The sequence below is a fragment of the Photorhabdus viridis genome (assembly GCF_040256935.1).
In the GTDB taxonomy this organism is placed as follows: Bacteria; Pseudomonadota; Gammaproteobacteria; order Enterobacterales; family Enterobacteriaceae; genus Photorhabdus; species Photorhabdus viridis.
The window spans coordinates 24,790-51,368 of record NZ_JBEJZY010000029.1 but is presented as its reverse complement, the minus strand read 5'-3'; the positions used below and the strand labels follow the sequence as shown (position 1 = coordinate 51,368).

25 protein-coding genes and 1 pseudogene are annotated in these 26,579 nt (G+C 44.1%); 14 read left to right on the top strand and 12 right to left on the bottom strand.

The window, feature by feature from the left end:
* The first annotated feature begins 15 nt into the window (after nucleotides 1–15).
* Together accB and accC are read left to right on the top strand one after the other, a co-directional pair.
* Nucleotides 16–486, top strand: a complete 471-nt coding sequence (accB, locus tag ABR397_RS13855; RefSeq protein ID WP_350306247.1) for an acetyl-CoA carboxylase biotin carboxyl carrier protein — start codon at nucleotides 16–18, stop codon at nucleotides 484–486.
* Nucleotides 487–498: 12 nt separating this feature from the next.
* On the top strand, nucleotides 499–1,848 hold the full coding sequence (gene accC, locus ABR397_RS13850; protein ID WP_350306246.1) for an acetyl-CoA carboxylase biotin carboxylase subunit: 1,350 nt from the start codon (nucleotides 499–501) through the stop codon (nucleotides 1,846–1,848).
* An 877-nt stretch (nucleotides 1,849–2,725) separates the two neighbouring features.
* Here the strand turns inward: accC and ABR397_RS13845 are convergent.
* Nucleotides 2,726–3,946: a multidrug effflux MFS transporter gene (locus ABR397_RS13845; protein ID WP_350306245.1), complete on the bottom strand. Its 1,221-nt coding sequence runs from the start codon at nucleotides 3,944–3,946 to the stop codon at nucleotides 2,726–2,728.
* Nucleotides 3,947–5,128: 1,182 nt separating this feature from the next.
* Here ABR397_RS13845 and ABR397_RS13840 point away from each other — a divergent pair.
* From ABR397_RS13840 to ABR397_RS13810, 7 genes and pseudogenes are all read left to right on the top strand, one after another.
* Complete coding sequence (locus tag ABR397_RS13840) at nucleotides 5,129–5,371, top strand: YhdT family protein (protein ID WP_046975259.1); 243 nt, start codon at nucleotides 5,129–5,131, stop codon at nucleotides 5,369–5,371.
* Entirely contained in the window at nucleotides 5,361–6,806 is a 1,446-nt protein-coding gene (gene panF, locus ABR397_RS13835; protein WP_350306244.1) for a sodium/pantothenate symporter, read from the top strand. The genes ABR397_RS13840 and panF overlap by 11 nt, the downstream gene beginning before the upstream one ends.
* A 40-nt stretch (nucleotides 6,807–6,846) precedes the next feature.
* Nucleotides 6,847–7,737, top strand: coding sequence for a 50S ribosomal protein L11 methyltransferase (gene prmA / locus ABR397_RS13830; protein WP_350306243.1), 891 nt, complete (start codon nucleotides 6,847–6,849; stop codon nucleotides 7,735–7,737).
* A gap of 283 nt (nucleotides 7,738–8,020) precedes the next feature.
* On the top strand, nucleotides 8,021–8,986 hold the full coding sequence (gene dusB / locus ABR397_RS13825; RefSeq protein WP_350306258.1) for a tRNA dihydrouridine synthase DusB: 966 nt from the start codon (nucleotides 8,021–8,023) through the stop codon (nucleotides 8,984–8,986).
* A 25-nt stretch (nucleotides 8,987–9,011) separates the two neighbouring features.
* Nucleotides 9,012–9,308, top strand: a complete 297-nt coding sequence (gene fis / locus ABR397_RS13820; protein WP_010847912.1) for a DNA-binding transcriptional regulator Fis — start codon at nucleotides 9,012–9,014, stop codon at nucleotides 9,306–9,308.
* Nucleotides 9,309–9,600: 292 nt separating this feature from the next.
* Nucleotides 9,601–10,014 (top strand): annotated as a pseudogene (locus tag ABR397_RS13815) (helix-turn-helix domain-containing protein); the annotation flags it as partial.
* 121 nt (nucleotides 10,015–10,135) lie between these two features.
* Entirely contained in the window at nucleotides 10,136–10,636 is a 501-nt protein-coding gene (locus ABR397_RS13810; protein WP_350306242.1) for a helix-turn-helix domain-containing protein, read from the top strand.
* 139 nt (nucleotides 10,637–10,775) lie between these two features.
* Here the strand turns inward: ABR397_RS13810 and ABR397_RS13805 are convergent, their stop codons facing one another.
* Genes ABR397_RS13805 through ABR397_RS13780 form a run of 6 tightly spaced genes read right to left on the bottom strand, consistent with a single transcriptional unit; the run spans nucleotide 10,776 to nucleotide 15,965 of the window.
* Nucleotides 10,776–11,078: a hypothetical protein gene (locus ABR397_RS13805; RefSeq protein ID WP_350306241.1), complete on the bottom strand. Its 303-nt coding sequence runs from the start codon at nucleotides 11,076–11,078 to the stop codon at nucleotides 10,776–10,778.
* A 30-nt stretch (nucleotides 11,079–11,108) separates the two neighbouring features.
* Nucleotides 11,109–11,810: a high-affinity branched-chain amino acid ABC transporter ATP-binding protein LivF gene (livF, locus tag ABR397_RS13800; protein ID WP_350306257.1), complete on the bottom strand. Its 702-nt coding sequence runs from the start codon at nucleotides 11,808–11,810 to the stop codon at nucleotides 11,109–11,111.
* A gap of 2 nt (nucleotides 11,811–11,812) precedes the next feature.
* Nucleotides 11,813–12,586, bottom strand: coding sequence for a high-affinity branched-chain amino acid ABC transporter ATP-binding protein LivG (livG, locus tag ABR397_RS13795; RefSeq protein ID WP_350306240.1), 774 nt, complete (start codon nucleotides 12,584–12,586; stop codon nucleotides 11,813–11,815).
* A complete protein-coding gene (locus tag ABR397_RS13790; protein WP_350306239.1) occupies nucleotides 12,583–13,869 on the bottom strand; it encodes a high-affinity branched-chain amino acid ABC transporter permease LivM in 1,287 nt (428 codons plus the stop codon). The genes livG and ABR397_RS13790 overlap by 4 nt, the downstream gene beginning before the upstream one ends.
* On the bottom strand, nucleotides 13,866–14,792 hold the full coding sequence (gene livH, locus ABR397_RS13785) for a high-affinity branched-chain amino acid ABC transporter permease LivH (protein WP_350306238.1): 927 nt from the start codon (nucleotides 14,790–14,792) through the stop codon (nucleotides 13,866–13,868). Before livH ends, ABR397_RS13790 begins: the two co-directional genes overlap by 4 nt.
* A gap of 60 nt (nucleotides 14,793–14,852) precedes the next feature.
* Nucleotides 14,853–15,965 (bottom strand): branched-chain amino acid ABC transporter substrate-binding protein, encoded by a 1,113-nt coding sequence (locus ABR397_RS13780; protein WP_350306237.1) that lies wholly within the window; start codon nucleotides 15,963–15,965, stop codon nucleotides 14,853–14,855.
* 389 nt (nucleotides 15,966–16,354) lie between these two features.
* Between ABR397_RS13780 and panM the strand changes: the two genes are divergently transcribed.
* Nucleotides 16,355–16,753: an aspartate 1-decarboxylase autocleavage activator PanM gene (gene panM, locus ABR397_RS13775; protein WP_350306236.1), complete on the top strand. Its 399-nt coding sequence runs from the start codon at nucleotides 16,355–16,357 to the stop codon at nucleotides 16,751–16,753.
* Here panM and ABR397_RS13770 read toward each other — a convergent pair.
* From ABR397_RS13770 to ftsY, 5 genes are all read right to left on the bottom strand, one after another.
* Nucleotides 16,741–17,880: a glycerate kinase gene (locus ABR397_RS13770; RefSeq protein ID WP_350306235.1), complete on the bottom strand. Its 1,140-nt coding sequence runs from the start codon at nucleotides 17,878–17,880 to the stop codon at nucleotides 16,741–16,743. The two genes, panM and ABR397_RS13770, sit on opposite strands and share 13 nt — an antisense overlap.
* Nucleotides 17,881–17,989: 109 nt before the next feature.
* A complete protein-coding gene (rpoH, locus tag ABR397_RS13765) occupies nucleotides 17,990–18,847 on the bottom strand; it encodes an RNA polymerase sigma factor RpoH (RefSeq protein WP_350306234.1) in 858 nt (285 codons plus the stop codon).
* Nucleotides 18,848–19,094: 247 nt separating this feature from the next.
* Nucleotides 19,095–20,069 carry a permease-like cell division protein FtsX gene (gene ftsX / locus ABR397_RS13760; protein WP_350306233.1) on the bottom strand — a complete coding sequence of 325 codons (975 nt, stop codon included), beginning with the start codon at nucleotides 20,067–20,069 and terminating at the stop codon, nucleotides 19,095–19,097.
* Nucleotides 20,062–20,727, bottom strand: a complete 666-nt coding sequence (gene ftsE / locus ABR397_RS13755) for a cell division ATP-binding protein FtsE (RefSeq protein WP_350306232.1) — start codon at nucleotides 20,725–20,727, stop codon at nucleotides 20,062–20,064. Before ftsE ends, ftsX begins: the two co-directional genes overlap by 8 nt.
* 5 nt (nucleotides 20,728–20,732) lie before the next feature.
* Nucleotides 20,733–22,208 carry a signal recognition particle-docking protein FtsY gene (gene ftsY, locus ABR397_RS13750; RefSeq protein ID WP_350306231.1) on the bottom strand — a complete coding sequence of 492 codons (1,476 nt, stop codon included), beginning with the start codon at nucleotides 22,206–22,208 and terminating at the stop codon, nucleotides 20,733–20,735.
* Nucleotides 22,209–22,437: 229 nt separating this feature from the next.
* Between ftsY and rsmD the strand changes: the two genes are divergently transcribed.
* From rsmD to ABR397_RS13730, 4 genes are all read left to right on the top strand, one after another.
* Nucleotides 22,438–23,022, top strand: a complete 585-nt coding sequence (rsmD, locus tag ABR397_RS13745) for a 16S rRNA (guanine(966)-N(2))-methyltransferase (protein WP_350306230.1) — start codon at nucleotides 22,438–22,440, stop codon at nucleotides 23,020–23,022.
* 23 nt (nucleotides 23,023–23,045) lie between these two features.
* Entirely contained in the window at nucleotides 23,046–23,315 is a 270-nt protein-coding gene (locus ABR397_RS13740) for a DUF1145 family protein (protein ID WP_350306229.1), read from the top strand.
* A 115-nt stretch (nucleotides 23,316–23,430) separates the two neighbouring features.
* Nucleotides 23,431–24,057 carry a lysoplasmalogenase gene (locus ABR397_RS13735; RefSeq protein ID WP_350306228.1) on the top strand — a complete coding sequence of 209 codons (627 nt, stop codon included), beginning with the start codon at nucleotides 23,431–23,433 and terminating at the stop codon, nucleotides 24,055–24,057.
* Between the two features lie 143 nt (nucleotides 24,058–24,200).
* The gene (locus ABR397_RS13730) at nucleotides 24,201–26,480 is read left to right on the top strand and encodes a zinc/cadmium/mercury/lead-transporting ATPase (RefSeq protein WP_350306227.1); all 2,280 of its coding nucleotides are present in this window, start codon (nucleotides 24,201–24,203) and stop codon (nucleotides 26,478–26,480) included.
* Nucleotides 26,481–26,579 lie beyond the last annotated feature (99 nt).

Sequence of the window (26,579 nt, the reverse complement as noted above, 5' to 3'; positions counted from 1 at the left end):
TACGGAATCACACTCATGGATATTCGTAAGATAAAAAAACTGATCGAGCTGGTTGAAGAATCTGGCATTTCTGAACTGGAAATTTCTGAAGGGGAAGAGTCAGTGCGCATCAGCCGCGCATTAGCCCCCCAGAGTTTTCCGGCAGCTCAACAATATATTCCCGTTCAAACTCAACAACCGGCCTTGGCTAACGCTGTTGCTCTTTCCCAGACGTTGCCGGAAACGATCAGCGAAAAACCGGCAGCAATCAGCGGTCACATTGTTCGTTCTCCAATGGTAGGTACCTTCTATCGTACTCCTAGCCCGGATGCGAAACCATTTATCAACATCGGCGACCGTGTCAATGTGGGTGATACCCTCTGCATCGTTGAAGCCATGAAAATGATGAACAAGATTGAAGCCGACAAAGCGGGTATAGTTAAAGCAATTCTTATGGAAAACGGTCAAGCCGTTGAATTTGACGAGCCATTGGTCGTCATCGAATAACGAGGCGTTCCCATGCTTGATAAAATTGTAATTGCTAACCGTGGTGAAATCGCCCTGCGTATCCTGCGAGCTTGTAAAGAGTTGGGGATTAAAACCGTTGCGGTACATTCATCTGCGGATCGTGACTTAAAACACGTACTGCTGTCAGACGAAACTATCTGTATTGGTCCGGCAGCTTCTGCAAAAAGCTATCTGAATATCCCAGCGATTATTTCTGCGGCAGAAATCACCGGTGCAGTAGCCATTCATCCCGGCTACGGTTTCCTGTCTGAAAACGCAGATTTTGCTGAACAAGTTGAACGTTCCGGCTTTATTTTTATCGGCCCAAAAGCAGAAACGATCCGCCTGATGGGTGATAAAGTTTCCGCTATCAATGCGATGAAAAAAGCAGGCGTCCCTTGTGTACCTGGCTCTGATGGTCCGTTATCTGATGACACAGAGAAAAACAAAGCCATTGCTAAACGCATCGGCTATCCAGTGATCATTAAAGCATCCGGCGGCGGCGGCGGTCGCGGTATGCGCGTCGTCCGCAGTGATAAAGATCTGGAACAATCAATCAACATGACCCGTGCAGAAGCAAAAGCTGCTTTCAACAACGATATGGTTTACATGGAAAAATTCCTTGAAAACCCGCGTCATATTGAAATCCAGGTACTGGCCGATGGTCAGGGTCAAGCAATTTATTTGGCTGAACGTGATTGCTCTATGCAACGCCGTCACCAGAAAGTGGTTGAAGAAGCTCCTGCACCAGGCATCACGCCAGAAATGCGTCGCAGCATTGGTGAACGCTGCTCCAACGCATGTATTGAAATTGGCTATCGCGGCGCCGGTACTTTCGAATTCCTGTATGAAAACGGCGAATTCTATTTCATTGAGATGAACACCCGTATTCAGGTTGAGCATCCAGTGACAGAAATGATTACCGGTGTTGATCTGATTAAAGAACAATTGCGAATTGCCGCCGGTATGCCGCTTTCAATTAAGCAGAAAGACGTCATTGTTCGTGGTCACGCCATCGAGTGTCGTATCAACGCCGAAGATCCGCGCACCTTCCTGCCAAGCCCGGGTAAAATTACCCGCTTCCACTCAGCGGGTGGATTTGGCGTACGTTGGGAATCGCATATTTATGCCGGCTACACCGTACCACCTTACTATGATTCCATGATTGGTAAGCTGATTACTTACGGTGAAAACCGTGATAACGCCATTGCCCGCATGAAAAATGCATTGGCAGAACTGATCATTGATGGCATCAAGACGAATATCGAGCTTCAGCAGACGATCATGAATGATGAAAACTTCCAGAATGGCGGCACCAATATTCACTATCTGGAGAAAAAACTGGGATTACAGGAAACGTAAGACTGGTTTAATGACATCAAAATATTTTTAAGGGGCGTTTAAGCGCTCCTTAAATTTCTGATTTTTAACGCCGGTTTTTATCAATAATAAAAAGAAAAAATTTGTCCTGGCAGTTCGTATAGGCATTAAACGCCTTTTCATCGCATTTTATTATTACCGGATGGGTTTTAACACTGTTTTTACTGTCTTTAACCTTGCGGTTTATTGCTTTTTATTAACTCCACAGAGTCCTGCTCGCTCAGATTAAATCATGTGGATTATCCTTTTTCGTGCCATCTAAAAACAAAGGATTATAGAAACTTTCATTCACGTAAGATTAAATATGCCTTATCTGAAAAAAGAGCAAGCATATCATGAAAAAACAGGTGAAAACTTTAATCAATAAAGATAAAAATAAATGATTAAGGATTTTTTAAAACGGGTAAAAAACTCGACGCTATTATTAATATTGGAAGAGAAAACACAGCAAAAATGGGTTTTAAGTGATAAAACGACAACGTTAATCCAATAACAAGGGTATGGGATTATATCAAAACATTTAATAGTATTAACCGCATTAAACAAAAGTGCTCAAATAAAGGGTAAGCCACTTTGGCGGATTGACGTGGATCTTCAATATCAGAGAAATGGTCAATGAAACTCTCAAGATACATGGTATTAACGCCCAAAAGGGAGTATAAGATCACAACTATTTGTCCGAATCAACTGATTTACCCGTGATTAAAAAACGTTCGCGATCTTGCCCTGATTGCGATAACCGATTTCAAACTATTCCACGCCACTTTTAGTCAATACCTCAACATGCTTTATAGCGTATTCTGTTGTAAAGTTGAAATTATTCAGGTATCCACCATCACGTAATGTGACATCTATATTATTAACCATTTTTCATTCCTATTTTAGTTTCTATTGTTTCTTTATTACCTCTATTACCCGTTATATAAATAATACTACCGACCAAAGAAACAACTGTGATGATAGATGCCACTTTAATAGGTTCATGGTTAGATATATAACCAATAAGCAATGACGCCAGTCCTGCACTACCTAATTGCAATGTTCCCATTACGCCGGAAGCTGCCCCAGCGGCTTGAGAATGAGTGGCAATTGCCGATGCAGTACCTAGTGGCAATAAAAAACCATTACCGAAAGTCAATACTGAGATTGTTAGCACAGAAGTTATCAATGGGTAGGAACTAAAAAACATTTGTATCGTGAAAGCAATACCTCCAACAGCAAAGATGAGATAGCCATGAGAAATTGTCTTTCTCACACCCTGCTGGCGACTTAATTTTTTAGCGGTAAGATTACCCAACACATAACTTAAAGAGAGCATTATATAGGTGTAACCAACATATTTTTCTGGTAATCCCATAGCTGTAAGAATAAATGGAGATTCAATTAAATAAGAAAAATATGCCGTATAAGCGAAACAAGGTATTGCTGCATAGTAAAGAAATTCTTTATTTATTATCACTTGGTAAGTACTAACTAATACATTTTTAAAACTCAATTTTTGACGTTTATTTATTGGTAGTGATTCTTTCAGCACTAGCAAACACAATACAAGCGTAGCTGTTATAAATAAAATAAGAAATAAAAAACAAGCTTTCCAGCCATAATATTCACTTAACATACCTCCGATCATTGGTGCAACAGCAGGTGACATTCCCACAAAAGGGAAAATAATCAGATACAAATTGGCTGCTTCTTCTTTCTCCATCAGATCACTAATAATAGCACGACTTAATGTAATACCAGCACAAGCGCCTATTCCCTGGAATAAACGCAATAATAGTAACTCACTAATATGCGTACTGTAAAAAATACCGATTGTTGAAATCAGCCATATAATCATCCCAGAAATAAGAGCCATTTTTCTTCCTAAACAATCACTTAATGGTCCATAAATAAGTTGAGAAAAGGCTATACCAAATAGAAATATAGCTATTGCACTTTGTATACTAGATTCGCTAACGTGATAATAGCTTCCCATTTTATTCAAGGCGGGTAGAAATATATCCGATGAAACCAATCCCCCCATAGAAAGAAAAGCCATTAAAACGATAAATAATAAAGATGAAGATTTATTGTTCATGGGCCATTAATCAATCAATATAATAAATATTATCCCAAATAAATTCCGTATAAAATAAAAGTCACATGCCAGTTAAATTTACATTAAATGCACAAAATCACTTATTTAATGAAAAAATTAACACCTTGCATGTAAAAACAACAAATTACTTTGCATATTATCTTATACTGCGAGAATTAAGAGCTCTTAATAACAACATAAAGACAAAATCCCACCCACACTTTAGATGAATAATTTCTTACTCTATAAATAACCCCTCCAAATATTGAGATACTTTTACACAACTTATTCAATAATTAACTTTCAGAAAAATAAACTCATATAAATATCAATTAAAAAAATAGTAACACCAACATCACTTTTAGCAAACAAAAAAACACAGAATTTAAGTTCAAAAATGAATAAAAAAAATACAAATCACAACATATAATACTAAAAAGTCATTTTGAGATTCCAGCACGAACATGTACTTGCCCTTTTTGTACCAAGCACAATGCAGTCTGAACATCATTCCCAGCAAGGCAACCTCATCTGAGTATCAGAGAACAAAAACTTCTACATAAATACTCTTTTGAAACAGGTACAGCTCAGTTTCACATCTGTAGTCAGTGCGGAGTAGTGCCTGTTATCATCAGTCAAATTAACGGTCGCGATTATGCCGTAGTTAACGTCAATACCATTGAAAACGTTGACTCTGCGCTGCTTAAATATATTGCTGGTGACTGCTCCCCGCCGTAAAAAACGGCGAGGCTTCCCACTTCTCAGGCTGCCATCGTCTTTATGCATTCTACAAGGATGATCGCAAGTACTTCGAGCTGGATACGTTCTACGCAGAGTACGCGAAGCCCATCGAGGAACGCCGTCTGCCCATGAGCCAGAAGAAGGACGAAAGCGCTATCAAGGTGTACCAGCGTTGGCAAAAGTTGAACAAGAAGTGATTCCCGCGCATCAGGTCCAGTAGGAAAGAAGCTATAAAACACGACATTTAGCCTAGCCTTCACCGGTTTTTAATGCATCAACCAAGAGAATCTGTGTAAATAGATTCTCTCTTTTTTTGTCCGTTGCTATTTTTAAACAAAACTCAGGCTATTAACTACATATCATATTTTTCCTGAATAAACCCACATCTTGCCGTACAATTCCTCCTTTCCCATCTCATTTATTTAATTACCGGAAGAACGAATGGACAGACGATTTGTTCAATCCCATAAAGAAGCACGCTGGGCTGTGTTCTTAACGCTTGCTTATCTTATTGGCTGGCTGCTGACAGCCTATTTACCCAGTGATGCCCCGGGGGTCACGGGCTTACCTCGTTGGTTTGAAATGGCATGTCTGCTACTACCAGTAGTCTTTATTATCCTCTGCTGGTTAATGGTGAAGTTTATTTTCAAAGAAGTCCCGCTGGAGGATGAGAATGCAAAGTGACGTTATCTTACCTCTGCTTGGCTACCTTGCTCTGGTATTTGCTCTGTCAGTCTACGCTTACCGGCGCCGCCAGAAAGGCGCTTTCCTGACTGAGTATTTCCTTGGTAACCGTTCAATGGGCGGCTTCGTACTGGCAATGACCATTACCGCCACCTATATCAGTGCCAGCTCATTTATTGGCGGGCCAGGAGCAGCCTATAAATATGGTCTGGGATGGGTATTACTGTCGCTGATTCAGTTACCGGCAATATGGCTTTCTCTTGGTGTATTGGGTAAGAAATTTGCCATTCTCGCTCGTCGCTATAATGCCGTCACCCTCAATGACATGCTGTATGCCCGTTATGGCAGTCGCCTCCTAGTTTGGTTTGCCAGCCTGAGTCTTTTAGTCGCTTTTGTCGGCGCGATGACCGTTCAGTTTATTGGCGGAGCACGCCTGCTGGAAACTGCCGCAGGTATCCCTTATGGCGCCGGATTAATGATTTTCGGTGTCTCTATCGCGCTCTATACCGCATTTGGCGGCTTCAGAGCGAGTGTCCTCAATGATGCCCTGCAAGGGCTGGTCATGCTGTTAGGCACCGTTTTGCTGTTGGTAGCGATTATCTATAAAGCAGGTGGTCTGGCGGAAGCGGTTGCCACATTACGGACGATCAATCCTGAACTCGTTTCCCCACAAGGAGCAGACCACATCCTCAGCGGGCCTTTCATGGCATCATTCTGGATATTGGTCTGTTTTGGTGTCATTGGGCTGCCTCATACCGCCGTTCGTTGTATCTCCTACCGCGATAGCAAAGCTGTCCATCGTGGGATTATCATCGGCACCATTGTCATGGCAATCCTCATGTTTGGCATGCACCTGGCAGGAGCACTCGGTCGGGCGATTATTCCTGATTTAGCCATTCCCGATCAAGTCATCCCAACATTGATGATCACCGTCTTGCCGCCATTCGCTGCCGGAATTTTTCTGGCCGCGCCGATGGCAGCAATTATGTCAACAATTAATGCACAACTGTTGCAATCCTCTGCGACAATCGTGAAAGATCTCTATCTAAACCTGTTTCCACAACAAATCGTACAGGAGAAAAAACTGGCCCGGATTTCCAGTCTTTCAACCCTAGTCCTTGGTTTGTTACTGCTTTTAGCCGCCTGGCGCCCGCCAGAGATGATTATCTGGTTGAATCTACTGGCTTTCGGCGGCTTACAGACCGTATTCCTATGGCCATTAGCGCTGGGACTGTATTGGGAAAAAGCCAATGCATATGGCGCTGTCAGTTCGATGATTACAGGGGCAGCAAGTTACACTCTGCTCGCCAGTTTCGATATTTATCTATTAGACTTTCATCCGATCGTACCATCACTGCTACTCAGCCTGTTGGCCTTCGGGATTGGTAATACCATCGGCCACCGGTTGCCTCAACGGGTGGTCAAGCTTCATTAGACGAGTCGTTTTAACCTATTTTTAATTAAAGAGAATTGTTATGCCTTGGATACAACTTCGATTAAATACCACAGGACAACTGGCAGAATCCCTGGGGGATAATCTAATGGAAAGTGGAGCAGTATCAGTCACCTTTCAGGACAGCCACGATAACCCTGTATTCGAGCCCCTGCCAGGCGAAACCCGTTTATGGGGAGATACAGATGTCATCGGACTTTATGATGCTGAAACGGACATGAAAACCGTTATCAACCTACTTGAAAAAGTTCCTCAGTTAGGTCAAGGATTTATTCATAAGATCGAGCAATTGGAAGACAAAGACTGGGAGCGTGAATGGATGGATAACTTCCACCCAATGCGTTTTGGTCACCGTTTGTGGGTCTGCCCAAGCTGGCGCGACGTTCCTGATCCCAATGCCGTAAACGTCATGCTGGATCCAGGACTGGCTTTTGGTACAGGTACCCATCCAACCACATCGTTATGCCTACAATGGCTGGACAGCCTCAATCTGGAAGGTAAAACCATCATTGATTTTGGTTGCGGCTCGGGAATATTGGCAATTGCAGCGCTAAAACTCGGTGCCGCACACGCTATCGGCATCGATATCGATCCGCAAGCTATTCAAGCCAGCCGCGATAACGCAGAGCGTAACGGCGTTCTGGGGAGTTTAACACTATATTTGGCGAAAGATCAGCCAAATGATCTTGAATCTGATGTAGTAATTGCTAATATTCTGGCAGGCCCTCTGCGTGAACTCGCACCTATTATCGGTGCATTACCAAAACCGGGTGGCCTGTTAGGTTTATCGGGTATTTTAGCGAGTCAGGCAGAAAGTGTTATTCAAGCCTATACTGATAAGTTCGTGATCGATCCTGTTGCGGAGCAGGAAGAATGGTGTCGGATATCTGGGGTAAAAATAGTAGCAAGTTAGAATTATTTTATTTTGTCATGGTGGCGAGAGTAATTTTTGATCACTCACTGATGATAATCCGTGCTATCAGCAAACTGGCTGATAGAAAAATCCTGAGTGATAAACTTTACCAATGGCATATAACACTATGTTATTTATGAAAAATTATATTTATCCCAGAATGATAGCTGGAAAAAAATTGTAACAAATGTCGATTTGCTCAAAGTTTGGCCTTTCATATTTTGCGAAAAATGCGTAATATACGCGCCCTTGCAGTCACAGTATGGCCACTCTTTCTTCGTCTATGCGTATCGGACAATACCAGCTGAAAAACTGTCTTATTGCGGCCCCAATGGCTGGCATAACTGACCGTCCGTTTCGGTCACTATGTTACGAAATGGGTGCAGGTATGGCAGTATCGGAAATGCTATCTTCCAACCCACAGGTCTGGAAGACAGACAAATCCCGGCTGCGTATGGTTCACAGTGACGAACCGGGAATTCGTTCCGTGCAAATTGCCGGCAATGATCCTGATGAAATGGCAGCGGCAGCGAAGATTAACGTCGCTAATGGTGCTCAGATCATTGATATCAACATGGGGTGCCCAGCCAAGAAAGTGAATCGTAAGCTGGCAGGTTCGGCTTTATTGCGTTACCCGGAATTGGTCGAAAAGATCCTGTCCGCGGTTGTAAACGCAGTAGATGTTCCTGTTACGCTGAAAATTCGCACTGGATGGTCGCCAGAAGAACGAAATTGTGTAAAGATTGCCCAATTGGCCGAGCATTGTGGTATTCAGGCTCTGACGATTCACGGCAGGACTCGATCCTGTTTGTTTAACGGAGAAGCAGAGTACGACAATATTCGGACAGTTAAGCAGACTGTTGCCATCCCGGTTATTGCCAATGGTGACATAACTGACCCGCTTAAGGCCAGAGCAGTGCTTGAATACACCGGGGCTGATGCCCTGATGATAGGCCGCGCTGCTCAGGGAAGACCCTGGATCTTCCGGGAAATCCAGCATTATCTGGAAACAGGGGAATTGCTGCCACCGATGCCGATTGGCGAAGTGCAGCATTTAATGAACGAGCATATACGGGAATTGCACGACTTTTATGGTCCAGGCAAGGGAGCCCGTATCGCACGTAAGCATGTATCTTGGTATCTCCGGGAACATGCTCCTGATGACCAGTTCCGGCGCACATTCAACACCATAGAGGATGCCAGCGAACAGCTGGAGGTGTTGAAGGCATATTTCGAAAATTTTGCGTAATATAAAGAAAAGAGCTGACAGAACTATGTTCGAACAACGCGTAAATTCTGACGTACTAACCGTTGCTACTGTAAATTCACAAGATCAGGTTACTCAAAAACCTTTGCGAGACTCAGTTAAACAAGCACTGAAGAACTATTTTGCTCAACTAAATGGTCAGGATGTTAATGACCTGTATGAGTTGGTACTGGCTGAGGTGGAGCAGCCATTGTTGGACATGGTGATGCAATACACCCGTGGCAACCAAACACGTGCTGCCCTGATGATGGGCATCAACCGTGGCACACTGCGTAAGAAATTGAAAAAATATGGCATGAACTAATCACTATCAATTAGTTCATTAAAAAAGGCACTTTACCTTTTGGTAAAGTACCTTTTTGCCAGATCAAGAAAGGTAATGCCGAATTTTGGGGGACCTTACGCGACAAAATACAGATTATTTAGTTGCCTAGCAATCCTGAATCATCTGCATCAAGTCTCTCTTTTGCCTTTTTTGCGGCAATATGAAGCAGCTTTATTATTTCCTCCTCATCATACAATCTCATACCGCTGGTGTTGGTTTCGTTGGAATAACCGCATCACTAAGCCCCTTATCTATCGCATGAAGCCATATTGATACAGATTGGTTACATGGACCTGCTGCTAACCTATTAGCGGTTTGTCTTGACGAAATCCGCCAGGCAAAGAGAGAACCAACATTATTACCACTCCCTTGCGATCGTCGTTTGGCCTGCATCCCTATGACGACACTTCCACCACCGCTCAAAATACTGGCAATGAATATCGGCGCCAGTGAGAAAACTATCAGCCGGATATTTCGCCGGGAAACAGGTCTCAGTTATCAACAATGGCGACAACAGTGGCGTTTAATCAAATCTATAGAATTACTGGCGAAACAGGGTAATTTATCATCTGTCGCTGATGAGTTAGTATTTTCCAGTGACAGCGCTTTTATCATCTTTTTCAAGAAAATGACCGGGCAACCACCAAGAGAATATATGTCTGCTTATAAGGAAGGTAATGATTGAGATAACACCCATGACGCTAAATAGGCATCTGGCAGCCAAATGTCAGCTTCCTGTCAGATTCCTGTCAGGTATCTGTCGTGTTCCTGTTGTTATGCTTCTTTTATGATAGATTCACTTTTGAATGCTAAAGAAGGTATTAAAAATGAGTGGATATCGAATCAAAGAATTACGGCAATCCAGAGCCTGGTCACAGGAACAACTTGCTGAATTATCATCTTTAAGTGTCAGGACCATACAACGTCTGGAAAATGGCGAAAAAGCAAGTTTAGAAACGCTGGCCGCAATAGCATCCGCGTTTAATATAAAAGTGACAGATCTCTATTCCCCAGAAACTGACAAAATCACCCAAGAACAAGCTAAGTCCATTGATAAAAAGCGAGATGAAATTCAGCAACAAGTTGCATTGGAAGCAAAATTTTATCGTCATTTAGTGAGGTTTATTATTACCAGCATTATCCTTTTGTTGATCAATTGGGTAATTAATTATACTATTTCATGGTCCGGCATTGTTATTTTAATATTGGGTATATTACTCATTAATCGCTGGCTGAAAACTTTCTTTATTCATAAATATATAAATCGATGGAAAAACAAAAGAACAAATAAATTAATCAACAAATAATCATTATATTAAAATAACAAATTTAATTTTAAAGCCAAAAGAGAATGATTCTTCTGGCTATATTATTTAATAATCAACTGATATATAAGTAAAAAATTAAATAATTTATTGATCGAAAAACCATTCTATTACAGAAAAATCAGATCACATGCAATTCAAAAAGAGAAGATCCTTCGAACTCGCTTGTCATTACATTTTCAGGTGTTAACAACATATTTTCAGGAGAAAATATTACTAATTGGCCGCAAATAATATAAGCTTGTCTATAATGATTGGACACTACAATGTATATCCAACAGAGATACCGGAGTAATTGACTTATGCCTAAAACATTTGACGCCGCATTAGTTGCCCCAACACCAAATAATACCAAGCTTAAAGCATTATTAATGGAGCCATCACCTTGGGAGAAATACCCTCTCCAGCACTGTTTACCAATCACATAACACTCGCCTTTAGGCTGAGAAAAATATTACCTTCCCAAATACGCACTCCTCACGGCTTCATTAACCAATAACGCCGCACCACTGTCTTCCAGTACGATCTTACCGTTTTCCAAGACATATCCCCGGTCAGCCAGTTTTAGCGCTTGATTTGCATTCTGTTCAACCAGAAAGATTGTCATCCCTTCTTCCCGCAACTGCTGAATGGTATCGAAAATCTGTATGATAATTATCGGCGCCAATCCCAGTGAAGGTTCATCCAGCAATAATAACTGGGGCTGGCTCATCAAAGCGCGGCCAATTGCCAGCATTTGCTGTTCACCACCGGACATCGTTCCAGCCCGCTGATTTCGCCTTTCCTGTAATCGGGGAAATAAATCATAAACCCGTTCAATGCGCTGCTGATACTGAGTTTTGTCAGCAAAAAAGCCGCCCATTGCCAAATTTTCTTCTACTGTCATACGGGAAAAGACTCTGCGCCCTTCAGGAACAATCGCAATGGCCTCACGCATAATACGTGCAGTCGGCCATTGAGTGATATCTTTGCCGCGAAAAATAATAGAGCCCTCAGTCGCTCTGGGTTCATTACATAACGTATTGAGCAGCGTCGTTTTTCCTGCGCCGTTTGCACCTATCAGAGTGACAATTTCTCCCTGTTGAATATTCAGACTCACCCGATGCAGCGCCTGAATTTCTCCATAGTGGGCAGATACCTGTTTGAATTCCAACATCATTAATACACCTCTCCCAAATATGCCCGAATAACGTCCGGGTTGTTACGAATCTCTTCCGGTCTCCCTTGTGCCAAAGGTGTCCCCTGATTAACCACATAAATACGATCAGAAATCCCCATCACCAGTTTCATATCGTGTTCAATCAGCAACACAGAAACCTGATGATGTTTTCTCAGTTCAGCAATTAAGATATTAAGTTCTGCGGTCTCTTTCGGGTTCAGGCCCGCAGCAGGCTCATCCAGCATCAAAACTTCCGGGCGTGTTACCATACAGCGGGCAATCTCCAGACGGCGTTGTTGACCATAGGCTAAATTACCCGCCTGTCTGTTTGCCAGTGGCAACAAGCCAATCCGCTCCAGCCAAGTTACAGCTCGATCTACAGCCTCAGATTCCGCACGGCGGAATGCCGGCATTTTGAAAAGCCCGGAAAAAAGACCACTTTTCAAATGCTGATGCTGCGCTACTAATAGATTTTCAATCACAGTCATCTCACGGAACAATCGCACATGCTGAAATGTTCTGACAACGCCCATCCGGGCAATAGACTGCCCGGATAACCCTTCCAGATGTTTTTCCCGCAATTTTATTGTGCCGCTGGTCGGACGGTAAAACCCTGTCAGGCAATTAAATATCGTGGTTTTCCCTGCGCCATTAGGCCCAATAAGAGAGACAATTTCGCTTTGATTTAATATCAGGGCAACATTGTTAACCGCCAGCAAACCACCGAAGAGCATGGTCAGATCGGAAACCTGCAATAATGGTGTTGCACTCATGCCTGTTCTCCTCCCTGAGGTTGGCTTTCCTGTCGTTTAAATTTAACATTATGGCGTTTCATCGGTAGCAATCCTTGCGGACGCCAAACCATCATCAGCACCATCATAGCCCCCAGCAGCAACATACTGTAAGCATTCAAATCACGCATCATCTCACGGGAAACCACCAACAGAATGGCCGCAAGAATCACCGCAGTCTGCGAACCCATTCCACCCAGTACCACAATCGCCAGCACGAAAGCAGATTCAGCAAAAGTGAAAGATTCCGGGCTGATGAAACCCTGCCGGGCAGCAAACAAGGTTCCGGCAAAACCGGCAAATGCAGCACTGATAGTAAACGCGGCCAGTTTAATACGGGTTGGACTCAACCCAAGAGAACGACAAGCAATTTCATCTTCACGCAGTGCTTCCCACGCGCGGCCTAATGGCATACGCAATAACCGATTGATAATAAATACGGTCAGTATCACCAATAACAATGTGACCAAATAGAGAAAAACAACCCGGTCACTTGGATCGTATTTCAGACCAAAGAAGTTATGGAAAGTATCCCAACCGCCCTCCTTCACACTGCGGTTAAATTCCAGTCCGAAGAAAGTGGGTTTTGGAATCTGGCTGATACCATTCGGGCCACCCGTTATTTCGGTATTATTCAATAGCAGAATGCGGACAATCTCGCCAAAACCGAGTGTGACAATTGCCAGATAGTCACCTCTCAATCGCAATACCGGAAAACCTAACAACAGCCCCGATAAAGCAGCCGTTAATCCCGCCAATGGCAAGCTCTGCCAAAATCCTAGCCCGTAATAGTGGCTTAGTAAGGCATAAGTATAAGCGCCAATAGCATAAAAACCTGCATATCCAAGCACCAGCAACCCTGATAAACCAACGACTACATTTAACCCTAACCCCAACATGACATAAATTAATGTCAGCGTAGCGATATCGACACTGCCACGGGAGACAATAAATGGCCAGACAATCGCGGCAACCATAATCAATGCCGCCAGTAGTTTTTGTCCCTTGGTTGAACCATCGAAATCCGGCAATGCCCAGCTTTTAACTGGCACTTTCTTCATCGTCTGTTGAACAATTGGACGCAATAGCTGGAACAGGAAAACAACCGTACAGCCGACGCCAATCCATAGCCATCGGACTTCATCGGCACGGTAAACGACCAGCTTCGTGCCATCTAGTGACAACTGCATCCCCATCATAAAAACCGCCAGAACAAATAAAGCGGCTGAGGCGATAATGGCATTAATCCAATTGGCATATTTCATACTTTTTCTACCTCTGGACGGCCTAAGATCCCGGTAGGCATAAACAACAACACAACGATAAGCAAAGCAAAGGAAACAGCATCTTTATATTCTGTGCTCAAATAAGCGGAAGTCAGGGCTTCAGAAACGCCCAGGATCAAGCCGCCAATCATTGCCCCCGGAATGCTGCCAATGCCCCCCAATACGGCTGCGGTGAAAGCTTTCATTCCTGCCATAAAACCGATATACGGATTTATCACACCGTAAAACTGCCCCAGCAAAACACCCGCTACCGCTGCCATTGCAGCGCCGATAACAAAGGTTAAAGAAATAACTTTGTCAGTATTGATCCCCAGCAAACCGGCCATTTTCAGATCTTCCGCGCAAGCGCGGCAGGCACGCCCCATACGGGAATAGCGGATAAACATCGTCAGTACCAGCATGGCAAGGAATGTCACTACCCAGATAATCAGTTGCATCGCAGTAATACTGGCAGAAAACCCATCACTTTCGCTCAATATCCACTGCCCGGAAATCAACCCCGGCAATGCCAGATCACGGGAACCCTGTGACAAGCTGACATAATTTTGCAGGAAAATAGACATCCCAATTGCAGAAATCAGCGCAATCAGGCGTTTGGAATGGCGAACGGGTTTGTAAGCCACCCGTTCAATACTCCAGCCATAAGCGCTGGCAATCACAATTGATGCTAAAAAAGCAACAGTAATCAGCAACCAGCCCAAATCAATTCCCATCATCATCAGAGCAGCAATCACAATAAAGGAGACATAGCTGCCAATCATATAAACTTCACCATGAGCAAAGTTAATCATCCCGATAATGCCGTAAACCATCGTATAGCCAATGGCAATCAATGCATAAGTGCTACCCAGGGTAACCCCGTTTAACATCTGCTGTAAAAAATAGAGAAATTGCTCTGACATACCTTGTACCTCTGGAATAGCAGCCCCTGCCAGCAGGGGCTGACGGCTATTCGGATGACTTTATTTCACAGAAGTAGAAGAACCGTCTGCATGCCATTCAAAAATACCGAACTCAAACCCTTTCAGGTCGCCAGCCTGATTCCAGCTCAGTGTTCCCATCACGGTATCGACCGGATTAGTTTTCAGGTCTTTCACCAAATCAGCAGGTTCCATGCTGCCGGTACGGCTCATTGCCGTTGTCAGAGATTGCAAGGCGGCATAGGTTGTCCAGACGAATGGGCCCGTTGGATCTTCTTTCTTAGCTTTGATTGCATCAACGATAGCTTTGTTTGCCGGAGCTTGATCGTATCGTTTAGGCAGTGTTACGAACATTCCTTCAGAAGCGGCGCCGGCAATATTAGACAACGAAGAGTTACCAACACCTTCCGGTCCCATAAAACGGATATTCAAACCCGCTTGTTTAGCCTGGCGCAGAATTTGTCCCATTTCAGGGTAGTAACCACCGAAATAGACAAAATCTACATTTTCTTTTTTCAGGCGAGCAACCAGTGCTGAGAAATCTTTATCACCGGCAGTAACACCTTCAAACAATACCGTATTGACTCCCATTTTTTTCAGTTTATCGAGAACAGAACGTGCCAACCCTTCACCGTATTGCTGTTTATCGTGAACAATTGCCAGCCGTTGAGGTTTGATCTTTTCAACAATATATTGCGCTGCCGTTGGACCCTGATCAGAATCCAACCCTGTGGTACGCAGAATCATTTGGTAGCCACGAGTTGTCAGATCAGCATTAGTTGCCGCGGGCGTAATCATAATGACACCTTCATCTTCATAGATATCAGATGCCGGCTGAGTCGATGAAGAGCAAAGATGACCGATAACATAACGAATGTTGTCATTAATCACTTTGTTAGCCACTGCAACAGCCTGTTTTGGGTCACAGGCATCATCATATTCAACGCCCACCAGCTTATCGCCATTAATGCCGCCTTTGGCATTAATATCCGCAATCGCCTGACGTGCGCCAGTAAATTCCATATCTCCATACTGAGCAACCGGGCCGGACATTGCCCCCACAATCGCGACTTTAATCTCTTTTGCCCACAGTGAATAACTCATCACCATGGCAATACAACCGGTTAATAATGCCTTACCTGTTACTATTTTCATTTATTTATCCCCGTATTGTTATCGGTCTGATTGCTTGTATTTGCCTTTAAGATCTTCCATTATCTGGCTGGAAATCATGGCCGTTTGTGATTAATGATTAGATAAAGCGGTTTTTATTAATAAGATTTTATTTTTCATGTTATTAAAATAGCATTTCATGCTTAAAATCAAATTGACAAGGTAGCAAAAAGCATCAAATACAGAATAAAATACCACCAGAGAGGGTTGTAATTTAGACTAATCATAGTGTGATATTCTGGTTAAATATTAGTAAAGCAATCTTTAACTCGAAAGATCGATCGTGTTAAAAACATTTTTTCCAGTAACGTATAAAAATAGTCACACAACATTCTGACTGTTTATTCATCTACAATGGATATGGAAAAACCATGAAGTTAACTATCGAACAACTGACTGTTTTATCAGCACAAGATATGATTGATTTGGGGAAAATCTGGCCTCAGCAAACGCCGGAACAATGGCAAATCCATCTAAAAAACGACAATAAACTGTTTGCTGCCCGTTTTAATGACAGATTGTTGGCCGCAGTAAAAATCATTCTCAGTAATCAATCCGGCCTGCTTGAAGATTTATGTGTTCGTGAAATAACACGTCGCCGGGGGGTGGGTTTATATCTGGTAAATGAGATAAAGGCCCAGCATCCCGCTGTTAAACAGTGGAAGCTAAGTCTCGCGGGTTTCCCTGATGCCAACGAACCGGCGTTACAAGGTTTTATGAACGCCTGTGGTTTTCGTTATGACACCACTTCAAATTATTACTTGGGCTGACTCATCTTCCAGACGGCAGCCACATTGCGGGCTGTCACCCGCAAATTCTGATGCCCACAAGCAAGAGCATCCGAAAGAGAACAAACGCCGGGCACAATTGAGAAAACGGCATCCAATCCATGCTCATGAACGACGTTATAGTCCTGACTCATACCGCCAACCAATGCAATGGTTGGAATAGCATGCTTTTTGGCAATACGGGCAACACCGATTGGTGTTTTACCGTAAATAGTCTGACTATCCATCCGGCCTTCCCCAGTAATAACCAAATCAGCATCTTGTACCACTTTTTCCAGTTCCAGCGTGGAAATAACAATATCAATTCCCGGTTGTAATTTCGCTTTAAGCCAACCAAGTAAAGACGCCCCCATACCCCCTGCGGCTCCCGTACCCGGTACATCCATGATCTTCACTTTTGTCAGGAATTCAATTTTTTCACCGTAATGGCGTAAAGCAGCATCCAATTCTTTCACCATCTCTGGGGTCGCCCCTTTTTGTGGCCCAAAAATGGCAGATGCGCCAAATTCACCACATAACGGGTTAGACACATCACAGGCGACGATAATTTCAATCTGACTCAAACGCGAATCCAAACCAGAGAGATCGATTTCAGCAAGCTGACTTAATGCGGCCCCACCAGCCCTCAGCTCTTCACCACAATCATCAAGCAAGCGAGCACCCAATGCCTGCATCATACCGGCACCACCATCATTAGTCGCACTACCACCGATACCGAGGATTATCTTACTGACACCTTTATCTAAAGCAGCCAGCATCAGCTCTCCGGTACCATACGTCGTAGTTATCAGCGGATTACGTTTTTCCATCGAAACCAGATGTAAGCCAGAAGCCGCCGCCATTTCAATAACCGCAGTTTTTCCGTCACCCAGTACACCGAAAAAACTATCCACCGGCTGATTTAACGGGCCGGTAACCGGCAAGTGGATAATTTGCCCATCAGTGGCGGCTACCATTGATTCAACCGTACCTTCACCACCATCTGCCATCGGCAGTTTAATGTATTCAGCTCGTGGATAGATTTCACGAAATCCTTGTTCTATCGCTTCAGCAACCAGCAAGGCACCAAGGCTCTCTTTAAATGAATCAGGTGCAATAACAATTTTCATCGGATTAATTTGGTTGTAACACCCTGAAAGAAGGAACAAAAAGGGCGATAAATCATTATCGCCCTCTTAACTTATTCATTGTGAATGCGTTAACGCAAAATCACTTTATTTATGCTTCAATTGCTACACGCAGTTTTTTCATGGCATTCTTTTCAAGCTGACGTACACGCTCCGCAGAAACACCATATTTATCAGCCAACTCTTGCAGGGTAGATTTGTTATCATCATCCAACCAACGGCAACGGATAATATCCTGACTGCGCTCATCTAAGCCTTCTATCGCTACCGATAATTTATCAGCAGCATGGTTTTCCCAGTTATCCTCTTCAATGCCATCTGCAAAATCAGAAGCTTTATCTTGAAGATACAAAACTGGGGCAATCGGCAAGCCTTCCTGACTATCATCATCAGCAGACATATCAAACGCCATATCCTGCGCTGACATACGAGATTCCATCTCACGCACATCTTTACTGGTCACACCAAGTTCTTTGGCGACCATTTCCACTTCGTCCTGATTAAACCAACCTAAACGCTGTTTAGTCTTGCGCAGATTAAAGAATAGCTTGCGCTGTGCTTTGGTAGTTGCAACTTTAACAATACGCCAATTACGCAGTACATATTCGTGGATTTCAGCTTTAATCCAGTGAACAGCAAAAGAAACCAGACGCACCCCCACTTCCGGGTTGAAACGACGTACTGCTTTCATCAAGCCAATGTTCCCTTCCTGAATTAAATCCGCCTGGGGCAGGCCATAACCAGCATAACTGCGAGCGACATGAACAACGAAGCGCAGATGAGACAGAATCAGCTTCTTGGCTGCATCCAGATCTCCCTGGTAATGCAGCCTTTCAGCCAGTTCCTTCTCTTCCTCCGCTGTCAGCATCGGGTAGGTATTAGAGGCGCGAATATAGCCCTCTAGACTTCCTTGAGGAACTAACGCTAAGGTTTGCATTTCTTTGGTCATTCAAATCCTCTCAAATTAAGGCTCAAATCGTTAGTACAGATTACATCAGTGTTTATAAACCAATGCTCAACATACAGCGGTACAGTCTATCACCAGAATGTGCATATTCAAGTTACAGATGCATGAGGTTGTAATAATTTCAGGACAGATAACATCCACCGTGGAATCACGGAACAAAAAATAACAGATTGTTTTATATTTCTGCAAGTAACTTTATTTGTATCAGCCATAACAAGCATTAATTCAATTATTCTGGCGTAAAGTGGCGCAAATGCTGGGTTGTGGCTAACCAAGCGGCTATCCAACCAATCATCGCGGAGATTAAAACTAACAACAGGGATTCATCCCATGAAAGCCCATGTAAATTAAACGTGGTACCAAACACACTGGCAACCTGTGTGACAACATCAGAGAGCTTCCATACCAACAGGGCAGAGAGTATCAATGATAACATCGCACCAAGCCCCCCTAACAAAGCGCCGCCATTGAGGAATGGACGCAAAATGAAACCATCAGTCGCACCAATCAGCTTCATCACGTTAATCGTGTCACGATGGCTGAAAATACTGAGACGCACACTGTTACCGATGACCAAAAACAACGCCACGACCATCAGAATACCAATCACTGCCGCAATCTGGCCGACAAGCCCCGTCAACGCCGCCAAACGGGCAAACCAGCTATCATCCATCCGAACGTCTTCAATACCTTTGACCTGAGAAACCCGGTCACGCAACGTAGTCAAAGTCTGTGAGCTCTGGAAATCGATTTTTGGCGTAATGATAGCGACTGCGGGTAGCGGATTCTCTTCCAGCATATCCAGCGCACCGCCAAAACCAGACCAAGTGCGGAACTCTGTCATCGCTTCCTGACGTGAGAGATAGTTAACATTATCCACACCATCAAGTGCTTTCAGTTCACTTATTAATTTCTGAGCGCTGTTATCATCCAGTGATTTATCGAGATACACCGTCAATTGAGGAGTGGGATACCATTTTTCCGCAGCCTGGCTGACATTCTTCCAGACAATGTAACAAACGCTTGGTAATGTCAGAGATATCGCAATAACCATAATCGTCAGCAGAGTTGCCAGTGGCTGACGCAACATATCTGTCAGCACATTCATCCAGGCATAGCGCCACTGCTCACGCCATCCCCCTTGCAGAGCTTTACTTTTCGATCTTGTTACTTTCCCCGCGACCTTACGCACATTTTTAACCATGATGCTCTCCCGCCATACGGCCCTGGCTCAGAGTCAGAATACGATATTTCCGTCGTTCAATCAGTGCCATATCATGGGTCGCCATCAATACCGTCACCCCTACCCGGTTAAACTCTTCAAACAGCCGTAAAATGCCTTCTGACAATTCACCATCAAGATTACCGGTCGGTTCATCCGCCAACAAAACAGTTGGCTTATTCACAACTGCTCGGGCAATGCCGACACGTTGCTGTTCACCACCCGAAAGCTGAATCGGAAAATTTTTCGCTTTGTCCAGCAGACCCACTTTATCCAATGCCGCAGAAGTCCGGCGACGGATATCTTCCGTACTCGCACCTGAAATAACCAGTGGCATTGCCACGTTATCGTATACCGTCCTATCCAACAGCAGATGGTGATCCTGGAAAATCATACCAATCTGGCGACGCAGGAAAGGCACCTCACGACTCTTTAACCGGCTAATATCATGACCTGAAAACCAGATATGTCCGGCGCTAGGTCGCTCAATGCCACAAATGAGTTTCAGCAAGGTACTTTTACCTGCCCCTGAGTGACCAATTAGAAATGCCATTTCCGCAGGGCGCAAATGAAAATTCACCCCTTGCAGGGCTTGCCGTCCCCCCAGATAAGCTTTACTGACCTGTTCAAAGCGAATCATGGTAATTAATCCTCTCGGGCAAAAAGTGCCTCTATAAAATCATCTGCCTTAAATGGTCGCAGATCTTCAATTCCTTCACCGACGCCAATATAACGGATCGGAATTTCAAACTGATCAGCAATGGCGAAAATCACCCCGCCTTTGGCAGTCCCATCCAGTTTTGTCAGTGAGATACCTGTCAGCCCAACAGCTTCATGGAACAATTTAGCCTGACTTATCGCATTCTGGCCGGTGCTGGCATCCAATGTCAGCATAATTTCATGTGGCGCATCTTCGTCCAGTTTTTTCATCACCCGGACAATTTTCTTTAACTCTTCCATTAGGTGAGATTTATTTTGCAAACGACCTGCGGTATCGGCAATCAGTACATCTACACCTTTAGCTTTAGCTGATTGAATAGCATCGAAAATCACGGAAGCGGGATCAGCACCGGTATGCTGCGCCACCACTGGAATATGGTTGCGATCCCCCCACACTTGTAACTGTTCAACCGCGGCGGCCCGGAAAGTATCCCCGGCCGCCAGCATGACCGATTTACCTTGCGCCTGGAACTGACGTGCCAACTTACCAATTGTTGTCGTTTTACCAACACCATTAACACCAACCATTAGAATGACATACGGTGTTTTTCCTTCGATATCCAGCGGTTTATCAACTTTAGCCAGAATGCCAGACATCTCTTCTTTCAATTTGGCATACAATGCTTCCGCATCTTTCAGCTCTTTACGGCTGGCATGCTCCGTCAGACTGCCAATGATTTTGCGGGTAGTATCAACACCAACATCAGCAATCAATAACTGCTCTTCCAATTCATCAAATAGATCATCGTCGATCTTTTTACCACTGAACAGGCTGAGAAAACCGGAACCCAGATTCTGACGAGTTTTAACCAAACTGCGTTTCAAGCGAGTGAAAAAACCCTCTTTAGTGGGACGTTCTTGCTCTTTTGATATAGCTGGCTTTGACTGTTCAGTTTGTACCTGTTGTGCAGCTAATCTTGCAGCTTCTTCAACAAGACGTTTTTGTTCCGCCTGTTCTGCGGCTAATCTTGCAGACTCCTCAGCAAGACGCTGTTGTTCTGCTTGCTCCGCTGCCAATCTTGCGGCTTCTTCAACAAGACGTTTTTGTTCCGCCTGTTCCGCAGCCAATCTTGCAGACTCCTCAGCAAGACGCTGCTGTTCTGCTTGCTCCGCTGCCAATCTTGCGGCTTCTTCAACAAGACGTTTTTGTTCCGCCTGTTCCGCGGCTAATCTTGCAGACTCCTCAGCAAGACGCTGCTGTTCTGCTTGCTCCGCTGCCAATCTTGCGGCTTCTTCAACAAGACGTTTTTGTTCCGCCTGTTCCGCAGCTAATCTTGCAGACTCTTCAACAAGATGTTGTTGCTCCGCCTGCTCTGCCGCCAATTGTTCTTCTTTTTGCTGTTCTTCCTGACGGCCACGCCCGAACCAGGAGAAAAAGCCTCTTTTTTTCTCTTTTGCCATTAGCCACTACACTCCTCAAGGTTAAATCATGGCGTTATAACAGTGAATAATAACGAAATTAGACGCAGTCTAACATTTTCGTAGTAGCGCAACACATATCAATCATGGATTTCATGGTAAATTAATCCCAGCAAGTCTTAACTCGTATTTCCTTACATCTGGCATTTTCAAAAATATGTCATCGGTTATACAGCACTATCTGATGGCTAATTATTAAGTTATGTAAATTATGGCAAAAAAACCACAACGGCAATCTATGGGACAAATCCGCATTATTGGTGGAAAATGGCGAGGCCGGAAATTACCTGTACCGGACAGCCCCGGGTTACGTCCAACCACCGATCGCATTAGAGAAACTCTATTTAACTGGCTGGCTCCGGTTATTCAGGAAGCACGCTGTCTGGATTGCTATGCAGGAAGCGGAGCGCTTGGATTAGAGGCACTTTCCCGTTATGCAGCACAGGCTACACTTATCGAATATGAACGTAATGTAGCAAAACAACTTTCCACGAATCTGGCTCTGCTCAGCGCTCAAAATGCCGAAGTCATTAACGACAGTGCGTTAAACTATTTATCTCCACCGGGAACACCCTATAATGTCGTTTTCCTTGATCCACCTTTCCGTAAAGGAATGCTTGCCGAAACAATAAAATTGTTGGAAGAACGGAGTTGGCTGGCAGATGAAAGCTGGATTTATGTTGAGGCTGAATCTGAATCAGCGGCGACTGATGTGCCTGTTAACTGGCAACTTCATCGCGAAAAAATTGCCGGGCAAGTGGCATATCGGCTCTATATCCGCTACTTACCCGCATAATTATTATTTTGGAGCACACTCTGATGTTTATTCAATTGGGCAAACTATTAATGATCTGTGTTTGGGGATTTTTGGTATTTAACTTAATCCACCCATTTCCAAAACCGTTGAAGTATTTTATGGATGTCGCCATGATTTTCATGGTGGTAATGCATGCATTTCAAATGCTGCTTCTGAAAACGGGTCAACCCAAAGACCAAAAACTCTCTGGCCTGATGCAAACCAAAATTTTCTTTTTTGGTGTCTTTGAACTGCTGTCAATGCAGAAAAAACAGCTTAAAGGGAAAAAATAAATGATTAGCGGGAAGTCCCCGCTAATTCCCTCCGAAATTAATCACTATTATTTGAGTATATATTTTGATAATAAAAGAGCAGACCTCTTACCAATAACTTATTGAAGGAAGAAAAATGAGCTGGCCATTTATTGCAGTGTTTTTTTCAGGTTGGTTGTATGTTGACGCGGCTTACCGTGGTCCAAACTGGCAAAGATGGTTATTCAGGCCAGTCACTCTGCTGCTACTGCTATTGTGGGCATGGCAAACTCCTGAGCTGAATATATCAGGCTATTTAATCTGTCTTGGGTTATTTGCTGCTTTAATATCAGACGCCCTGCGCATGCTCCCTAGTGAGCGTTTACTACTCTCTCTAAGCGCGTTATTCCTCTCTTATTTGTTCTACACTATGAGTTTTGTATTACAGATGAATTTCAGTTTCTTCTTCCCACTGCCGTTAATTTTACTGGCTCTGGGGGCGATTATTCTGCTGATTATCTGGAATAAACTGGAAAATATGCGCTGGCCGGTCGTTTCCGCGCTAGTGATGCTCCTGATAATGGTGTGGATGGCAGGTGAGCAATATTTCGCCTTAAGTACAGACTACAGCTTCTCCCTATTAGCAGGCAGTATTATGTTGTTACTGTCACACAGTCTCTGGTTGATTAACCGCTATCGTATTCAATTCAACTCTTCTAAAGCGATTGTAGCAGCCTGCTATTTTATCGGGCATTTTCTGATTATTCGTTCCCTTTATCTTTAAGAGAAATGAGATTGAAAATGAATAACAACACTCAGTCGCACAATTTACCAACTTATTTTCTCTTTTTTGTTTGACTCTGGAGTGGGCTCCAAAGTGTAGAGTTTAATCATTATCGTTGAATTGACTCTGCTAAGGGGGAGCCTATGTATTCAAACAAAAATAACACTCACCAACATAGCCATCAGCATGGAAGCTGTTGTGGTTCTACTGCCTGCACAGCTCAGGCAAAAACCGTTAGTGAGCATTCACATAACCATGAACATGATGCGTCTTCTTCACATGAGCACAACCATTCCCATGATGTACAAGAGACACAAGCGCCTGAGCTTTTGGCAAACCAGCGTTTTAGTTGGATTGTTAATGGCATGGATTGCCCAAGCTGCGCACGCAAAATTGAAACGGCAGTCAGTAAAATTCCAGAAGTGAAGCAAGCCAAGGTTTTATTTGCAACTGAAAAACTGGTCGTGGATGCCGATACAGATATACGTTCGGCAGTTATCCAAGCCGTTAATCAAGCTGGATTTGACCTACACAACCCAAATTCAAATCAGAAGGCGGCAAAAAGCAGTCGCTGGAAAGAATTTGCACCGATCATCATTCTTTCACTGATGATGCTGACAAGCTGGGGAATCTCTAATGTTAACGCTCCACTTGGCCGCATTGCTTTTATCATTACCACCGTAATTGGATTGGTGCCTATTGCCAGCAAAGCGTGGCAGCTAATACGGTCAGGCACACCATTCGCTATTGAAACACTGATGAGCGTTGCAGCAATCGGTGCGCTATTTATTGATGCCACCGCCGAAGCGGCAATGGTTCTGCTGCTGTTTATGCTTGGTGAAATGCTGGAATCCTACGCCGCCGGCCGTGCACGTCAGGGGGTAAGTGCATTGATGGCATTGGTCCCGGAAGAAGCGCTGCTGGTAAGAAATGGTGAGAAAAAAACTGTCCCGGTCGCAGATCTACGCCCCGGAGATATTATTGAGGTTGCACCAGGTGGGCGTTTACCGACTGATGCTGAATTACTCAGTTCATTCGCCAGCTTTGATGAAAGTGCTCTGACAGGCGAATCCATTCCAGTTGAACGAATACAAGGAGAAAAAGTCCCGGCGGGTTGTCTGTCTGTGGATCGTTCAGTACAAATGAAAGTACTGTCCGAACAGGGTAACAACGCCATTGACCGCATCCTGCAACTGATTGAAGAAGCAGAAGAACGCCGCGCACCGATTGAGCGCTTTATTGATCGTTTCAGCCGAATTTACACGCCGCTGATTATGCTATTCTCTGCGTTGGTTATTATAGTTCCACCCACTGTATTCAGCCAACCGTGGGAAACCTGGATTTATCGTGGTCTTACTTTGCTACTGATTGGCTGTCCTTGTGCTCTGGTGATTTCCACACCAGCCGCAATCACCTCAGCACTTGCAGCCGCAACCCGCCGGGGTGCACTGATTAAAGGCGGTGCAGCACTCGAACAACTGGGCCGAATCACAACTATCGCCTTTGATAAAACTGGTACACTGACAGCCGGTAAACCACAAGTCACTGATGTACAACCAGTAGAAAATATCAACGAATCTCAGCTATTAGCACTGGCCTCCGCAGTAGAAAGCGGCTCCCATCACCCACTGGCCAAAGCTATCCTGCAACATACGGAAAGTAAAAACGTTAATGTTACTGAAGCTGATCATCGTAAGGCTCTGGCAGGTATCGGTGTTGAAGGTCAGTTAGACGGCAAACGCATTCTAGTCAGCGCGCCCGGAAAACTGCCAGAGAGCGCTTTATCCGATCATTGGAAACAGAAAATTGCTCAATTGGAAGATCACGGTAAAACCGTTGTTGCCGTGATGCATAATGGACAATTTATCGGCCTTATCGCTATGCAGGATACATTACGTCAGGATGCGATAGATGCCATTCGTTTACTGAAAGATCAGGGTATAAAATCAGTGATGCTGACAGGTGATAACCCGCGTGCTGCGACCGCAATTGCAGGTCAGTTAGGAATAGATTTCCGCGCTGGATTAATGCCAGAAGATAAAGTCAAAGCTGTTATGAAGCTGAATAAAGATCACAGCACAATGATGGTCGGTGACGGCATTAATGACGCACCTGCAATGAAAGCTTCCAGTATCGGTGTGGCAATGGGAAGTGGTACTGATGTTGCCCTGGAAACCGCAGATGCAGCATTGACTCACAACCGTCTGACCGGTTTGTCAGAAATAATCGCCCTTTCTCGCGCTACTCACAATAATATCCGCCAGAACATTGCTATTGCTCTGGGGTTAAAAGGGATTTTCCTTGTCACCAGTCTGTTGGGTATTACTGGCCTGTGGATGGCAGTGCTGGCGGACTCCGGCGCTACCGCTCTTGTGACTGCAAACGCTGTCAGGCTACTGAGAATTAAAACGAAATCTGTTTAGCTATACAGTGAGTGATTTCTGTAATATCAATTAAGGATATGGGTCTTATTCCAAAGTTCGACCCATATCCTGTACTAATAAACCCTATCCCTGCAAGAA

Excerpts from the sequence above, each read along its gene's own strand:
- ABR397_RS13735 (WP_350306228.1), top strand. The coding sequence starts at position 23,431 with ATGAGCTGGCCATTTATTGCAGTGTTTTTTTCAGGTTGGTTGTATGTT.
- prmA (WP_350306243.1), top strand. The coding sequence starts at position 6,847 with ATGCCTTGGATACAACTTCGATTAAATACCACAGGACAACTGGCAGAA.
- ABR397_RS13845 (WP_350306245.1), bottom strand. The coding sequence starts at position 3,946 with ATGAACAATAAATCTTCATCTTTATTATTTATCGTTTTAATGGCTTTT.
- panM (WP_350306236.1), top strand. The coding sequence starts at position 16,355 with ATGAAGTTAACTATCGAACAACTGACTGTTTTATCAGCACAAGATATG.
- ABR397_RS13840 (WP_046975259.1), top strand. The coding sequence starts at position 5,129 with ATGGACAGACGATTTGTTCAATCCCATAAAGAAGCACGCTGGGCTGTG.
- livF (WP_350306257.1), bottom strand. The coding sequence starts at position 11,810 with ATGTTGGAATTCAAACAGGTATCTGCCCACTATGGAGAAATTCAGGCG.
- ABR397_RS13730 (WP_350306227.1), top strand. The coding sequence starts at position 24,201 with ATGTATTCAAACAAAAATAACACTCACCAACATAGCCATCAGCATGGA.
- livG (WP_350306240.1), bottom strand. The coding sequence starts at position 12,586 with ATGAGTGCAACACCATTATTGCAGGTTTCCGATCTGACCATGCTCTTC.
- livH (WP_350306238.1), bottom strand. The coding sequence starts at position 14,792 with ATGTCAGAGCAATTTCTCTATTTTTTACAGCAGATGTTAAACGGGGTT.
- panF (WP_350306244.1), top strand. The coding sequence starts at position 5,361 with ATGCAAAGTGACGTTATCTTACCTCTGCTTGGCTACCTTGCTCTGGTA.
- ftsE (WP_350306232.1), bottom strand. The coding sequence starts at position 20,727 with ATGATTCGCTTTGAACAGGTCAGTAAAGCTTATCTGGGGGGACGGCAA.
- ABR397_RS13770 (WP_350306235.1), bottom strand. The coding sequence starts at position 17,880 with ATGAAAATTGTTATTGCACCTGATTCATTTAAAGAGAGCCTTGGTGCC.
- ftsY (WP_350306231.1), bottom strand. The coding sequence starts at position 22,208 with ATGGCAAAAGAGAAAAAAAGAGGCTTTTTCTCCTGGTTCGGGCGTGGC.
- ABR397_RS13790 (WP_350306239.1), bottom strand. The coding sequence starts at position 13,869 with ATGAAATATGCCAATTGGATTAATGCCATTATCGCCTCAGCCGCTTTA.
- dusB (WP_350306258.1), top strand. The coding sequence starts at position 8,021 with ATGCGTATCGGACAATACCAGCTGAAAAACTGTCTTATTGCGGCCCCA.
- ABR397_RS13740 (WP_350306229.1), top strand. The coding sequence starts at position 23,046 with ATGTTTATTCAATTGGGCAAACTATTAATGATCTGTGTTTGGGGATTT.
- rsmD (WP_350306230.1), top strand. The coding sequence starts at position 22,438 with ATGGCAAAAAAACCACAACGGCAATCTATGGGACAAATCCGCATTATT.
- accB (WP_350306247.1), top strand. The coding sequence starts at position 16 with ATGGATATTCGTAAGATAAAAAAACTGATCGAGCTGGTTGAAGAATCT.
- ftsX (WP_350306233.1), bottom strand. The coding sequence starts at position 20,069 with ATGGTTAAAAATGTGCGTAAGGTCGCGGGGAAAGTAACAAGATCGAAA.
- accC (WP_350306246.1), top strand. The coding sequence starts at position 499 with ATGCTTGATAAAATTGTAATTGCTAACCGTGGTGAAATCGCCCTGCGT.
- ABR397_RS13780 (WP_350306237.1), bottom strand. The coding sequence starts at position 15,965 with ATGAAAATAGTAACAGGTAAGGCATTATTAACCGGTTGTATTGCCATG.
- ABR397_RS13810 (WP_350306242.1), top strand. The coding sequence starts at position 10,136 with ATGCTAAAGAAGGTATTAAAAATGAGTGGATATCGAATCAAAGAATTA.
- fis (WP_010847912.1), top strand. The coding sequence starts at position 9,012 with ATGTTCGAACAACGCGTAAATTCTGACGTACTAACCGTTGCTACTGTA.
- rpoH (WP_350306234.1), bottom strand. The coding sequence starts at position 18,847 with ATGACCAAAGAAATGCAAACCTTAGCGTTAGTTCCTCAAGGAAGTCTA.